This is a genomic window from Pseudomonas sp. UTLPPB19802 (genome assembly GCF_059730225.1).
The window spans coordinates 5,778,516-5,792,127 of record NZ_AP048545.1 but is presented as its reverse complement, the minus strand read 5'-3'; the positions used below and the strand labels follow the sequence as shown (position 1 = coordinate 5,792,127).

13 protein-coding genes are annotated in these 13,612 nt (G+C 64.2%); 2 read left to right on the top strand and 11 right to left on the bottom strand.

The features are described from left to right. Positions 1 to 18 precede the first annotated feature (18 nt). The 11 genes from AC6I6U_RS25020 to AC6I6U_RS24970 all read right to left on the bottom strand — a co-directional run bounded on the left by AC6I6U_RS25020 (position 19) and on the right by AC6I6U_RS24970 (position 10,762). On the bottom strand, positions 19 to 978 hold the full coding sequence (locus AC6I6U_RS25020) for a type II secretion system F family protein (RefSeq protein ID WP_497878682.1): 960 nt from the start codon (positions 976 to 978) through the stop codon (positions 19 to 21). Next, entirely contained in the window at positions 975 to 1,970 is a 996-nt protein-coding gene (locus tag AC6I6U_RS25015) for a type II secretion system F family protein (RefSeq protein ID WP_497878681.1), read from the bottom strand. Before AC6I6U_RS25015 ends, AC6I6U_RS25020 begins: the two co-directional genes overlap by 4 nt. After that, positions 1,970 to 3,331: a TadA family conjugal transfer-associated ATPase gene (locus tag AC6I6U_RS25010; protein WP_497878680.1), complete on the bottom strand. Its 1,362-nt coding sequence runs from the start codon at positions 3,329 to 3,331 to the stop codon at positions 1,970 to 1,972. Before AC6I6U_RS25010 ends, AC6I6U_RS25015 begins: the two co-directional genes overlap by 1 nt. 17 nt (positions 3,332 to 3,348) lie before the next feature. After that, a complete protein-coding gene (locus AC6I6U_RS25005) occupies positions 3,349 to 4,575 on the bottom strand; it encodes a CpaE/TadZ family protein (protein ID WP_497878679.1) in 1,227 nt (408 codons plus the stop codon). A 46-nt stretch (positions 4,576 to 4,621) separates the two neighbouring features. Further along, positions 4,622 to 5,296 carry a CpaD family pilus assembly lipoprotein gene (locus AC6I6U_RS25000; RefSeq protein WP_497878678.1) on the bottom strand — a complete coding sequence of 225 codons (675 nt, stop codon included), beginning with the start codon at positions 5,294 to 5,296 and terminating at the stop codon, positions 4,622 to 4,624. A 15-nt stretch (positions 5,297 to 5,311) separates the two neighbouring features. Beyond that, positions 5,312 to 6,823 carry a type II and III secretion system protein family protein gene (locus AC6I6U_RS24995; protein WP_497878677.1) on the bottom strand — a complete coding sequence of 504 codons (1,512 nt, stop codon included), beginning with the start codon at positions 6,821 to 6,823 and terminating at the stop codon, positions 5,312 to 5,314. A gap of 63 nt (positions 6,824 to 6,886) precedes the next feature. Continuing rightward, positions 6,887 to 7,795 (bottom strand): Flp pilus assembly protein CpaB, encoded by a 909-nt coding sequence (gene cpaB, locus AC6I6U_RS24990; protein ID WP_497878676.1) that lies wholly within the window; start codon positions 7,793 to 7,795, stop codon positions 6,887 to 6,889. Positions 7,796 to 7,812: 17 nt separating this feature from the next. After that, positions 7,813 to 8,370: an A24 family peptidase gene (locus tag AC6I6U_RS24985; RefSeq protein ID WP_497878675.1), complete on the bottom strand. Its 558-nt coding sequence runs from the start codon at positions 8,368 to 8,370 to the stop codon at positions 7,813 to 7,815. Positions 8,371 to 8,390: 20 nt separating this feature from the next. Next, entirely contained in the window at positions 8,391 to 8,591 is a 201-nt protein-coding gene (locus tag AC6I6U_RS24980; protein WP_497878674.1) for a Flp family type IVb pilin, read from the bottom strand. Between the two features lie 121 nt (positions 8,592 to 8,712). Continuing rightward, entirely contained in the window at positions 8,713 to 10,104 is a 1,392-nt protein-coding gene (locus AC6I6U_RS24975; RefSeq protein ID WP_497878673.1) for a sensor histidine kinase, read from the bottom strand. Beyond that, entirely contained in the window at positions 10,097 to 10,762 is a 666-nt protein-coding gene (locus AC6I6U_RS24970; protein WP_497878672.1) for a response regulator transcription factor, read from the bottom strand. The genes AC6I6U_RS24975 and AC6I6U_RS24970 overlap by 8 nt, the downstream gene beginning before the upstream one ends. A 337-nt stretch (positions 10,763 to 11,099) precedes the next feature. Here AC6I6U_RS24970 and AC6I6U_RS24965 point away from each other — a divergent pair, with 337 nt between their 5' ends. Beyond that, a complete protein-coding gene (locus tag AC6I6U_RS24965) occupies positions 11,100 to 12,239 on the top strand; it encodes a mandelate racemase/muconate lactonizing enzyme family protein (RefSeq protein WP_497878671.1) in 1,140 nt (379 codons plus the stop codon). A 45-nt stretch (positions 12,240 to 12,284) separates the two neighbouring features. Beyond that, positions 12,285 to 13,565, top strand: a complete 1,281-nt coding sequence (locus AC6I6U_RS24960) for an MFS transporter (RefSeq protein ID WP_497878670.1) — start codon at positions 12,285 to 12,287, stop codon at positions 13,563 to 13,565. The last annotated feature ends 47 nt before the right edge of the window (positions 13,566 to 13,612 follow it).

The window sequence follows — 13,612 nt, the reverse complement described above, 5'->3', positions numbered from 1 at the left end:
CCGTAACGGTATAGGGGGTCAACTGCCCAGCAGGCGGATGATGCGCACCATGGCAGGTGCGCCCATCATCGCCACGATGGGCGGCAGGATCAGGGTCATCAGGGGCACGCTGAGCTGCGCAGGCAACTTGCCGGCACGCTCTTCGAGGTCGAGGATCAGCGCGGTGCGGCTCTCGTCGGAGATGGTCCGCAAGGCCTGGGACAGTGGCGTCCCGTAGCGCTCGGCCTGGATCAGGGTGGCGACCATGCTTTCGATGCCACTGACGCCGGTCCTTTCGGCCAGGTTGAGCAGGGCACGGGTGCGGTCGCTGAGAATCTGCAGCTCGGCGAAGGTGTAGCGCAGTTCGTCGGCCATCTCCGGCGCGGACAACGCCAGCTCCTTGGATACCACCTGCAGTACGCGGCCCAGCGGCAGGCCGGCCTCGGCGCAGATCACCATCAGGTCGAGGGCATCCGGCAGGCTGCGCGACAGCCGTCCACCGCGCCGGGCGCTGCGCACCTTCAGCCACAGTTCCGGCAGGGTGGTGCCGACGAACAGGGCGATCAGGCCCGCGGCGAGGCCATTCAGACCAAAGCGCGAATGGCTGTCGAGCAGGCCGAACAGCACCAGCGCCGCCATCAGCAGGCCCAGGCCGTACTTGGCGACCATCAACAGCCCCAGCGCTTCCTGGCTGCGGATGCCGGCCATGGCGAGCAGGCGGAGCAGCTTCTGGCGGTCGCTGGCGGTGCCGGCCAGGCCGTCGCCGAAGCGCGCCATGGGCAGCAGCACCGCCTGCAGGCGCGGCGACAGTTGCAGGCCCTGGTTGCGCAGGATGTTCTGCCGGGGCTCCGCTGCGCTCTCGGCCTTGGGCTTGGCCAGGCGCGAGCTGAGCGGGCTGCCCTGGCGCCGGCTGTGCAGGCCGATCAGGGTGATGCCGATACCGGCCAGCAGGGTGGCCAGGGCGCCTTGCAGCGCAGGATCGTCGAACAGCGCGGTCATGCGACCCTCCGTACCATCATCTGGGTGATCGTCAGGCCCAGGGCCACGCTGCCAAAGGCGTAGAACAACACGCTGTTGCCCGTGGCATCGTTGAGCAGGAAATGAAAGTCCTTCGGCGAATTCAGGTACATGTAGCCGAGGGCGAGCGGTACCAGGGACGCGACGATCTTGGCCGAGGCACGGGCTTCGGAGGTCTTGGCCTGGATCTTCAGTTGCAGCTCCTGGCGTTCGCGCAGGGTCTTGGCGAGGCGGTCGAGGGTTTCCCCCAGGCGGCCACCGGCTTCCTGGTTGATGATCAGGATCACCGCGAAGAAACGATACTCGTTGAGCGGAATGCGCTTGGCCGAGTCCTGCATCGCCTGGCGCAAGGGCAGGCCCAGGCGCAGCCAGTTGTCGATCAGGGCAAACTCGACGGCCAGGGCGCCCGGGATGTTCTCCGCGACCAGGGCAAAGGCGTTGCTCACCGGGACCCCGGCACGGGCGGTACGGGTAATCGCGTCGATGGCTTCCGGCAAGCTCTGCTTGAGTTGCTTGAGGTGCTTGGCCAGGGCCGAGCGATAGATCAGGTTGCCCAGGCCGGCAAAGGCGAGTAGCGCCAGCAGGCTGCCGAACAGCCAGGGCATCGGCGTCTCGCGGCCCAGCAGGGTACCGATCATCAGGCTGACCAGGCCCAGCAGCACCAGGCGTGTGCGCAGGGAGTTCTTCCAGCCCAGCACATTGAGGTTGAGCCAGACTCTTGCGAGCACGGGGCCGACGATCGGTGCGTTGGCCAGCGGCGTGCGCTCCATGTCCCGCAGGATGTCGTGGGTCTGGGCGAAGGTGCGCAGGCTGTCGTTGGCATCACCACCGCTCAGCCGGCCCTTGAGTCGCGCCAGGTGTTGCACGGCGGCCTTGTCCTGCTTGCGCCGGCCATTGAGGCTGCGGGCGAAGAAATAGGCCAGCAGCACGCTGGCGAAGACCAGCAGGGTGAGCAGATCGAGAACGGCGTCCATCAGGCTTGACCTTCGAACAGGTGCGCATGGCTGGTGTAGAACTGCGGTCGCTGGCCACTGGCGACGAACTGGCCGCTGAGGCGGCCCTTGGCATCGACACTGGTGGTCTTGAAGCTGAACAGCTCCTGGGTCTGGATCACGTCGTTTTCCATGCCGCAGACTTCGGTCAGCGACACGATACGGCGGGCGCCATCGCGCATCCGCTCGACCTGCACGATGAGGTTGACCGCACTGGCGATCTGTCGGCGAATGGCCTCCAGTGGTAGCTGCATACTGGCCATCATCACCATGTTTTCCAGACGCATGATGGCGTCGCGCGGGGTATTGGCGTGCACCGTACACAGCGAACCATCGTGGCCGGTATTCATTGCCTGCAGCATGTCGAAGCTTTCCCCGCCACGCACCTCGCCAAGGATGATGCGGTCCGGGCGCATCCGCAGGGCGTTGCGCACCAGGTCGCGCTGGTCGACCTTGCCGGTGCCCTCGGCGCTGACCGGACGGGTTTCCAGGCGCACCACGTGGATCTGCTGCAGTTGCAGCTCGGCGGCGTCCTCGATGGTGATGATGCGGTCCTCGTCGCTGATCTTCTGCGACAGGGCGTTGAGCAGGGTGGTCTTGCCCGCACCGGTACCGCCGGAGACGATCACGTTGAGCTTGGCGACCATGGCGCGGCGCAGCACTTCGACCATCTCGAAGGAAATCGCCCCGCGCTCGGCGAGGTTCTCCAGGGACATGTTGCGGCGCATGAACTTACGGATCGAGATGGTCGTGCCGTCGATCGCCAGCGGGTAGGTGATGACGTTGACCCGGCTGCCATCGGCCAGGCGCGCATCCACCATCGGATGGCTTTCGTCGATACGCCGGCCCACGGCGGCCGCGATGCGCTGGGCGGTGTTGAACACATGCTCTTCGTCGACGAAGGTGATCGATGACAGCTCCAGTTTGCCGAAGCGCTCGACGAACACCTGGCCGGCGCCGTTGACCAGGATGTCGTTCACCGTGTCGTCGGCCAGCAACGGCTCGATCGGGCCGATGCCGACCATCTCGTTGAGCAGTTCTTCGGCGATGGTTTCCTCTTCCTGGCGCGACAGCTGCAGGCGGTTGTCATCGCAGATCCGGCGGATCATCGACTCGATCTGCCCGCGCAGTTTGTCGCGGCCCATGGCTGCGGCCTTCAGCGGATCGATCTGGTCATACAGGTGGCCGCGGATCAGCCGGCGGTTCTGGACGGCGACCGGGTCCAGGGCCTTGCCCTGAACATTGCGCTGCACGCTGGTGGCGCGCACTTCCTGGCTGGCCGGTGGCTCCTCCACGCGGGGTTTGCGGGCGGGTTGCGGTTTTTGCGGTTGGCGAATGAGCATGCTGGAATTCCTTGGCCTCAGGCCACCTTGCGGTTACGCCCCAGGGCGAGCTTCAGGCGCGTGATGATGCTGCCGGCGGCTGGTTCGACCTTGCGCGGGGTATGCCCGCAAGCCTGGTCCGCCAGTTCGAGCAGGCTGCTCTGGAACACCGAGGCGGTAGCCAGGCGCAGGGGGCCGGTGAGCAGGCTGTTGCTCAAGTGCTGCCCGGCGTGGGGCAGTACCAGGTCGATGCCGCGTTCGACGAAATCTTCGAACTGCTGGCGATCGAGAGTGCCGAGCTGGGCGGAGCGACTGGGGTTGGCCACCAGCAGCAGGTGCTGGCCTTCGCTTTCATCGCCGATCTCATGCAGCAGGCGGTGACACTTGCGGGCGTCCTGCACGTTGAAGTCGGTAAGCACGATGCGGGTCTGGGCGTGGGCGAGCACGTCGAGTGCGCCATGGGGACGGCTGGCGGGCAGGTCCCAGACCACCTGGTTGAACATGCGGCACAAGCTGGCACCCAGGGTCAGCAGGTGTTCGCTGCTGAAATCGTGGTCGTGGCGCAGGCTCGGCTCCTGGGCCAGCAGGTGCAGGCGCTCGTTGATCCGGCCCATGGAACGTTGCAGGAAACGACTGTCGATTTCGCTGCTGGACAGCGCTCCACCCAGGCCGGCGTCGCCGTCGTAGCCGAGCAGCAGCGCCTGGTCGCCGTTGGTACGGTCGAAGTCCACCAGCGCGGTAGCGGTGTGGCGTTGCTCGGACAGTAGCAGTGCCAGGCCGGCGGCGATGGTGCTGCAACCGCTGCCTCCCGATACGCCGGTGACGGCAATGGTGCGGCCGCTACGGGCGCCGGGCGCTTCCAGGTGCCCGCTATTCTGCGCCCGGTTCAGGGTAGCGGCGAGCAGGTCCAGGGGCACGGGCTTGACCAGGTAATCGAACACGCCGCTGTGGACCAGGGTGCGGTACAGGTTCACATCCTGGGTACTGCCCAGGGCGATGATCTGGCAACCAGGGTCGCAGACCTCGATCAGTTCACTGATCGATTGCAGGGGCAGCGGATCACCGTCGATATCCACCAGCAGGACGCCCGGTGGCGGGTTGTTCCGGCTCCATGCGATGGCTGCGGCAATACCGCCGGCCTGGGTTTGCCCTGGGGCATGACCCAGGCGGTTCATCTGCTCGGCAAAACGCTGGGCGTCCGCGGCACTGGCAGCGAACAGCATGAGCTCGTTCGGGCGGGCGGTGTTGTCGTGGCTGTCGTTCATTTCGCTATTCTCTTGGCGGTCGTGCGGCGTTGCGCAGGCGCGGACGTCATTTCTGCTGGAAGTCGATGTCGAGCAGGTCGCGTACCTTGTCGTTGTGGTAACGGCCAACCGCGTTGACGGCCGCGGTACCGTCGCCGGCGTCCAGGGCCTGTGGGCGGCTGAGGTCGCGTGGGTCGGCAACCATGCGGGCGATGTTCGAGCGGTTGGCGCAACCCAGCGGGCCGGTGGCCTGGAAGGGTTGCACGCTCCAGGCCTGGCTGTTGGCGATGCCGCAGTCCGGGGTCTTCACCACCAGGGCTTCGGAAATCACCTGCAGGTCCCATTCTTGGGTACTGGCGGCCTGGGGAGTGCCAGCGTTCTTCAGGGCGACCGGGGCGACGATGACCTGTTGCGGGTTGGCGCCCTGTTCACGCAGGACCGTGGCCAGGCGTTGGGCCAGCCTCTCGCCGGTTGGCGTGAAGGGGCGCAGGGTCAGGGTCTGCGCATGCAGGCGCCCCTGGGCCTGGAGCAGGCTGTTGAGATTGGCCAATGATTCCGGGGTGAAACCACCGCCCGGTGCGGCCTGCAGCGAGGTGGTCAACGCCGATGGCGCCACCGTGGCCTGGGGAGCAGCGGTGTAGGGGCCGAGACGGCGCTCGCGCATCTTGTTCAGGGTGCTGTCGCAACCGCCCAGCAACAGGGAGGTAGCCAGCAGCGCCAGCAGGGGTTTGGTCGCAGGCATGATGATGCTCCGGTGTCAGTAGAGGTAGCCGGCAGATGCCTGGCTCGGAATTTGGCTGTCCAGCGCACGAATGCCGCGACCTGGGGTCTGCAACTCGCCCGGAGCAGTGGGCTCGACCACATAGGCGGTGGCGATGATCACCAGTTCCGTGTCCTCTTGCTTGTTGGCTTCGCTTTCAAACAGGCGACCTACGCCCGGAATGCTCTTGAGCCCCGGCACACCACTGATTTTCTGGCTGAGGTTGCTGCGCAGCATGCCGGCCAGGGCGAAGCTCTGGCCGCTGGACAGCTCGACCGTGGTGTCGGCGCGACGCACCTTGAACGCCGGGATCACGTTGCCCTGCAGGTTCACGGCACCTTCGTCGGAGAGGTCGCTGACCTCCGGTGCCACGTGCAGGCTGATGCGATTGGGCGACAGCAGGGTCGGGGTCATGCGCATGATCACCCCGTACTGCTTGTACTCGATGCTGACGTTGTTGTTGGTAATGATCACGATCGGGACTTCACCACCAGCGGCGAAGCCGGCCGTTTCTCCGGACATCGCCGTCAGGTTGGGCTCGGCCAACACGGTAGCCAGGCCGTCTTCCGAAAGTGCGCTGAGGACCCCGGCCACCGTGGTGGAGCCACGGGTATGGAAACCGCCGGCCACGGCGTTGGTGGTGCTGCCGCCGGTAAAGGCGCCGGTGGTGGCGTCGAACAGGCTGGCGGAGTTGCGCAGGAAGTAGTTGCCGTCCTTGAGGGCGACATCCCAGTTGAGCCCCAGGTTGGTGGTCAGGCTGCGGGCGACTTCGACGATACGCACACTGATGTTGACCTGTGCCGACAGCTCCACCTTCAACTGGTTGACCACTCGTGGCGGCTTGGCACCGCCCTGTCCGCCGCCGGCACCACCACCTCCTCCTTGGCCGCCGCCGCCGCCCGCGCCGCCACCACCACCGCCGCCCGCACCACCGGCCTGGTTGTTGCTGTTGGCACCCAGGTAGGCCTCGACGCTGTTGATGACCTGCTTGGCCTGTTGCGGCGTGCGCACGCTGCCGCGCACGATCAGGCCGTTGCCGGAGGAAGGGCCGAACTCGACCTTGGAACCGGGGACCTCCTCGGCGATCTGCTTGCTCAGGGCCGTCAGGTCATGCTCGGCGACCAGGCGGATCGCCGAGATCACCTGGTCGTTGGCGTCCATGGCGTAAAGAGTGGTGGTGCCGGCATTCTGGGCAAAGACAAAAATGCTGCCAGGGGTGGGCATCTGGAAACTGGCCACGTTGGGGTCGGCCACCAGCACGTTGACGGCGGCGCGCGGCAGTTGCAGCAGGCGACCCTGCTGGACCAGCAGGTGGACATCCTCGGTGGTCTGCACCTGGGTGAGCTTGCTCGGGAAATGGGTCTGGCGTGGCGCGGCTTCTTCGCCCGCCATGGCGACGGCATCGACGTCGTCATAGGCCTCTTCGGCGTGGGCAGTGGCGAGCGCCACCTGGCCGACGAGCAGCGAGCAGGCGAGTGAGAATGCAGGGGCTTTCGAGACGAACTTCATTGTCTGTGCTTCCAGGTTGGCTAGTGCGGCCGATATCGCCTCGGCCTGTGCTCGATTCGGGGATCAGCGATTCATTTCGAGCTTTTCAGTGGTGGTGCCGCGAAACAGTTGCACCTTGGGTACGACAGCGGCGCTGGGACCCCGGAAGCTGCTGTAGATGTTGGTGGTCTGGGCCAGCGAGGTGACCTGGCCGGTGGCGGCATCCACCGGTTCGCCGATCGGTTCGCCGGCCCCGATCAGCACCAGTTGCAGGGTGCCGACTTCCTTGGCCACCGCCAGCTGTTCGGCTTCGGCCGGGGTGACTTCCAGGGTCACGGTTTCGTAGCTGCTGTATTCGCGTCGATTACTTTTCTTCTGTGCGTCCTGGTCGTTGCGCACATTCAGTTCGCCGCGAGTGACGTTGTTCAGCGCCAGTACGCGCACGTCACGCAGCAGGGTCTGCGAAGCCAGGCGGGGCGGGGCAGTGGGGTTTTCCTCGGTGCTGGTGTCCTTGCTGCGTTCAAGGCTGAGAATCACGTCGACGCGGTCGCCGGTGGAGACCAGGCCCGAGTTGCTCGCCACGGCGCTGGTGGGTACCGAGATGGCCCGCAGGCCCGGATGCAGCACGGCGGCGATGAAGCCCGGTTCGCCCGGCCGTACCAGCAGGTTGCTGGCCAGGGCTTCGTTCTTGCTGATGGGCTGGCGCACGGTGGCGCCGAGCACCACGCCGACGTTGTCCTTGTCGCGGAGGAAATACAGCAACGGCGAATGCTCGCTCTCGGTTTCCTGCCAGCGCACGGCGGAGGTGTCGATGAACTCGCCTGGCTTGAGGTCACGGTCGGCCACCAGGATCGCCTGGTGGATGACGGCCTTGGCCGGTTGCTGTTGCACCACTACTGGCGGCGCGGGCTTGAGCATGACGCGTACCAGCAGTGCGGCACTGCCGGCCACCAGCACGGTGCCGGCCAGTAGAAGGATGGAAGGGGCTTTCATGAATTGAACCGCGCTTGTCAGGAGTGGGTAGGGGCGAACAGGATGTAGAGCGCGCCGGCGGCAATCGCCAGTCCGTAGGGAATGCCTTGGGGGCGATCGTCGGTCAGCACCGTCGGAGTCTCGATGTCCATGTGCAGGCGTTGCGTGGCGAACTGCAGCCAGCTCTGCGCCAGGATGTTTTCCAGCAGCGTCAGCAGCGGTAGCGCGATGGCCAGTACACCGCCCACCAAGGCGGTGACGATCAGGAACGCCATCTGCTCGTCGCCTGCCCACAGGCACAGCACCGCCATCAGCTTCACGTCACCGGCGCCGACGCGGCCCAGGCGGAACAGGCTGTAGCCCACCACCAGCACCACGATTGCACCGGCGAAGCAACGCATCAGCAGGCACAGGGTGTCCGAGGTGGACAGCTGTCCCCAGGGGCCTGCACCGAATGGCACCGACAACGGCACGCTCAGCCAGACCAGCAGCAACAGGACGACGAGCAGGTTATGGATGCGCCGGTACAGCAGGTCAGAGGCGATCACCCAGGCCAGGGCAGGAAGCAGGACCATTAAGGCCAGGTTGTCGCCCATGATGTGCTCCGAATCCGAACTTACTTGCTTGCGCCAGGATTGTTGGTGTTGGTGATCTGGTCGGCGATCGAGGAGAAGCGCTCTTTCAGCGCGGTGACGAAGACACCGTCGGAGCCAAAGATGACGCCAATCGCGGCGGCCATGGCAGCCGCGAGAATGCCGTATTCAATGGCGGTCACACCGCTTTCATCAGACAGGAATTTTTTCAGCGAAGGGGACATCGGTGGCTCCAGGATGCAATTGAAACGAGGGCTCCAGTGGGCCCTGAACGAATTGATATTAAGATTTGTTCTCAATTGGAAGGCAAGCACGGGATCATTAAGAAAGCTTAAGGAAGCCGCTTTACGGCAACTCCCGGAGCACCTTGATTTTCAGGGCTGCGCGCAGGCCGGGCGCGTTGTCGACAAGCCTCAGGTCGCCGCCGTGGAGGTCGCAGATCGCCTTGACCAGGGTCAGGCCGAGGCCGTTTCCAGGGGCGTTGCCGCTGGTGTCCAGGCGCTGGAAACGCTCGACCGCCTTGCCGTTGAGCTCCGCCGGAATACCGGGGCCGCGGTCGGCGACACCGACGCAACTCCAGTCCCGCTGGTGGTTGGCGAACAGGGTGATGGGCCGTTGCGGCGGCGAGTACTTCAGGGCGTTATCCACCAGGTTCGCCAGCGCCTGGAACAGCAGGGCGCGGTCGCCATACAACTGACAGTTGCGGCCGGTCTCGACCAGCAACGGACAGCCGCGCTCTTCGGCCAGCGGCAGGTAGTAGTCGCGTACGTCTGTCAGCAATTCCCAGGCCTGGATCTGCTCGAAGTTGTGGGCACAACGGCCGGTTTCCACTTCGCCCACGCGCATCACCGCGCGAAACAGGTTCTGGATACGCTCGCTGTCTTTCACCGCGCTCAGCAACTCCAGGCGCACATCGCCGGCAACCTGCTCGGTGGCGTTCTGCAAGCGGCTTTGCAGGCGGGTCAACGGCGTGCGCAGTTCGTGGGCAATGTGGCTGGTGATGTTGCGCACCTCGTCCATCAGGCGGTTGGTGCGGTACAGGCAATGGTTGATGTCGCTGGCCAACTGGTCGAACTCGTCACCGTTCTGCCGATAGGGCGCGGTGATGCTGTGGTCGCCCTTGGCGTATTGCCCCAGCGCCTCGCGAATCCGGTTGATCCGGTGCACGTTGCGCATGCTGAACGACAGGCTGGTGAGCAGGATGAACAGCAGGATCAGCAGCAGCCCGGCACCGGTCATCAAGGGAATGATCCGGGTGCGTTCGAGCATCGGCCGCAGGTCGTAGGCGCTGAAGTACTGGCCGCCATCGCGCAACGGCACCAGCAGGCCGAGGATTTCGTTCTCGTGGCCCTCGGAATCGATCATCGTCGAATGGCGCCAGTTGCCACTGCAGAAGGTGCCGCAATGCAGTTGCGGCACCAGCTTGGCATCCCCGTAGATGACCTGGCCCTGGTTGTCGAGTACCAGGGCATGGCGGTCCTTGCGTATCTCGAAGGGGCCCCGGTAGTGGATGGCCGAGAGCACCTGTTTGGCGTTCTTCAGGTTGCCGTGCATCTGCTGGGCGCGCACGTCGGCCAGGATCATTTCGCGCACATGGCTGCGCATCACGATCTCCAGCAAGTGATTACACAGGATGATGGAGGCGAGGGCTACCAGCAGGCAGATGAAGGCTATGGTCGTCGCTTGGCGGAAGCTGCTGGTATTGAGCAGCAGCTTGACGTTGTCGCTGTCAGCCAAGGGCATAACCTATGGCGCGGATGGTCCGGATGATCGAGCGCTGGAAGCCCTTGTCGATCTTGGTGCGCAGCTTGGACAAGTGGACATCGATCAGGTTGGTTTGCGGGTCGAAGTGGTAGCCCCACACCCGCTCCAGCAGCATTGCTCGCGTGACCGTCTGGCCCTGGTGTTCGGCGAGGACATGCAGCAGCTTGAACTCCTTGTCGGTGAGATCCATCTTCTGGCCGCCACGGCTGACCTCGCGGCGGTTGAGGTCGATGGTCAGGTCGTCGATATGCAGGCGCTCGTCGGCTGTTGATTGCGAGCGGCGACGAGCCAGCAGTTCCAGGCGCAGCAGCAGTTCGGTGAAGTCGAAGGGTTTGCCGAGGTAGTCGTCGGCGCCAGCGCGCAGGCCTTCGATGCGATCCGCCGATTGGTCGTTGGCCGACAGGATCAGGACGGGAGGGCGTGCCTTGCCATGCAGGCGGGTGAGTACCTCGATGCCGTCCATTTTTGGCAGGATACGATCGAGAATGACCACGTCGAAGGCCTCCTTCTCAAGCATCTGCAGGGCGCTTTCACCGTTGTCGATAGTGCGGCAGTTGTGTCCACACGCATGCAGTTTGCTCCCAAGCCAGTGACTGACAGAGGGATCGTCCTCCACTACCAATACGCGCATGTTAATGATCCTTATTTACTGTAGGAGGGGCTGCCGCCTTTTTACCAAAGACGGGACGTGTCAATGTTTAAGAATTCTTAAGTCAAATGATAATCAATATCAAATGCATTTGATAGTAGTTATGAGCTATGACATCGTATTTTTCCGCAGCGAGGCCCCTGAGCCACCCATTGCTCCACACCAGGGCAGTGCCTGTCTCGATGTCGGGGTCTTCGGCTGTTCATGAAAGGTGCGGTAGAATGCCGCATCTGGGACTAGCTCTTATTTGAGTTGTACGATAACGTACCTCAAGGCCGAGCCAATAAATCCCCAATAAGTGCTATCGGAGAGCGTGTTTGTGAAAGTCCGCAGTATCGAGATCATCCGCCTGAGCATCCCCTTCACCGCAGGGACGACTGAGCGCCAGTCCCAGGGCCAGGCCAAGGATGATGATGCCTTCAATGCCGCCTCTCCCCGCCATCGCCGCATGGAATGCCTGGCCATCAAGATCACCACGGACGACGGTCACGTCGGTTGGGGTGAAGCCTTCGGCCATGGTTCGAACCCGGCGACCTTCAAGGCGTTGACCGATATCGTCGCACCGCAGTTCATTGGCAGCTCGGTGGCGGATCACCTGGCCCAGATGGAAAAGGCGCGCCGCGCCCTGCACGGTTTTGGCAGTACCGGCCCGATCTTCTATGCATTGTCGGGGATCGACATCGCGCTGTGGGACCTGGCCGCCCAGGCTGCCGGCCAGCCGCTCTACAGCTACCTCGGTGGTACGGCCCGGGAGCTGGAACTGTATGCCAGCCTGGTCAGCTACGGTGGCGATCCCGAGGAAGTCTTCCGCCAGGTTCGCCGTGCCCGCGACCTGGGTTTTCGCAAGATCAAGCTGCACGAGACCACCTACGAATCCATCGCGGCTGCGCGCGAGGCACTCCCGGCCGACGCGGGCGAGTTGATGGTCGACGTCAACTGTCCGTGGACGGTGGAGCAGGCCGGCGAGATGGCCGCTCGCTTGGACGACCTGGACCTGACCTGGCTGGAAGAGCCGGTCTGGCCACCGGACGATGCCCGTGGCCTGGCGACCGTACGCGCCAAGGGCGTGCCGCTTTCCGCCGGTGAAAACGCCGCTGGCGTCAACGGCGTGCGCGCCTTGCTCGACCAGCAGGCGATCGACGTGGTGCAACCGAGTGTCGCCAAGGTCGGCGGTATCGGCGCCATGCTCGAAGTGTTCGAGTTGGCCCGGCAGTACGGCGTGAAGGCCGTGCCGCACTGCTTCTACTATGGGCCCGGGCTGTTGGCCGTTGCCCACCTGTGCACGCTGCTGCCGGAAGACGTGGCGGTGGAGGTGCCTTTCATCGAGTTCGAGCGCCTGTTGTTCCCTGCCTTGGCGTTCCAGCCGCACATGCACCTGGGCACAGCTCCGGGGCTGGGTTTTGCACCGGATCTCGACGTCCTGGAAACCTATTGCATCGATCGGGCGGTTATTGGCTGACCCGCTGCATCACCTGTTCAAATAACTATAAAAGGCAATACAACAATGATGGGCAATTACCGCTGGAAGATCGCCGGGCTGCTGTTTTTCGCCGGCATCCTCAACTATCTGGATCGTGCCGCGCTGTCGGTGGTGGCACCGCTGCTCAAGACCGAGCTGCATATCGATGATGCGCAGATGGGCTTCATCTTCAGCAGTTTCTTCATCGGTTACTGCGCCTTTTGTTTCATCGGCGGTTGGGCGGCGGACAAGTTCGGGCCCAAGCGGGTCTTTGCGATTGCCGCCGGGACCTGGTCGGCGTTTTGCGGCGCCACGGCGCTGATCACCGGTTACTTCCAACTGCTGGTGTTCCGGGTGCTGTTCGGCATGGGCGAGGGGCCGATGGGCACCACCACCAACAAGGCCATTTCCAACTGGTTCCCGCGGGAAGAGGCAGGACGGGCGCTAGGCTTGACCAACTGCGGTCAGCCACTGGGTGCAGCGTTGGCCGGCCCGATTGTCGGGATCGTTGCGCTGAACTTCGGCTGGCGTATCTCGTTCGTGGTGATTGCCCTGCTGGGCATGGTCTGGCTGGCGGCCTGGCTGATGTTCTTCAAGGACACGCCGGACCAGCATCCGAAGGTCTCGGCGGCTGAGCGCGAACTGATTCGCAGCAGCCGTGCCACGTCTGCCGTCGAAGGTGTGCAGGAGGAGCGAAGCCTGGTTTCGTGCATTTTCTCGGCGCCGGTGCTCGCGGTTGCGACCGCGTTCTTCTGCTTCAACTATGTGCTGTATTTCTTCCTGACCTGGTTGCCCAGCTACCTGATGGACTTCCAGCACCTGGACATCAAGAGCATGAGTATCGTCAGCGTCATCCCCTGGTTGGGCGCCGCCGTGGGCTTTCTTGGTGGCGGTACGCTGACCGACGTCTTGAGCAAGAAGCTTGGCAGCGTCATTCGTGCCCGCAAGATCATGCTGGTGGTGGGGCTGGGTGTCGCGGCGGCCTGCGTGCTGCTGACGACCCGAGTGACTTCGCTGCACATGGCGGTGGCCTGCATCACCGTGTCCAGTGTGTTCTTGTTCGTAACGCCGCAGATCTGCTGGGCGCTGATCCAGGACATCGTGCCTGGTAATCGCGTGGGCGGTACGGGTGGCTTCGTGCACTTGCTGGCGAACATCGCGGGCATCATTGCGCCGTCGCTGACTGGCCTGCTGGTGCAGTACGGCGGCGGTTATAGCGGCGCGTTCGGTGTGGCGGCGCTCGTTTGCGCGGTGGGCGGCCTGGTGGTGGTCGTGGCCGTGAAGGGCCGGGACTCCGGGGCCGCGCAACTGGCTGCGCAGCACTGATTTGAATATCTGTCCGGGTGGCCCAGGAGCCGCTCGGGCAAGCAATG